The following is a 436-nucleotide window of genomic DNA, read 5'->3' as shown; positions in this document are numbered from 1 at the left end:
TGATGCGCGAGGGCTTGCCGAACTGGTGCGGGTTGGATGGTATCGAGAGGTAAAAGTCAAAAGTGAGGAAAGCCAGAAGATCCGAGCGATCCTTGTCGCCAGATCTCGGCTAGTGTCCGTGCGCCGAGACATCGAGAACCAGGTTCGCAGCTTAATCAAGGAATGTGGATTGCTGTTCCCTCGCGCGACCGGCCAACAATTTCGCAACCAGGTCAGCGAACTCTTGGGCGTCGATCATTTGCTTCTCAGCGTGATATCGCCGCTGCTCTCGATCGATGAGAACGTTTGTCAACAACAAGGTAAGTCGAAGTCCGCCGATTGGCAAAGCTGGACGACACGACGCGTCGCCTGATGACGGTCCCGGGGGTCGGTGTCGTGACGGCCCTAACGTTCCGCCACACGATCGAAGACCCCTCGCGCTTCCGATCGGCTTCGA

General features: G+C 57.3%; 1 pseudogene. It reads left to right on the top strand.

Annotated features, from left to right (window positions below):
- Window positions 1–436, top strand: a pseudogene (locus AC0L3J_RS37495) (transposase); the annotation flags it as partial.

The organism is Bradyrhizobium sp. Kon37 (assembly GCF_055807535.1).
Note: the sequence above shows the minus strand (reverse complement) of the source record. Positions and strands in the feature narration are given on the sequence as shown.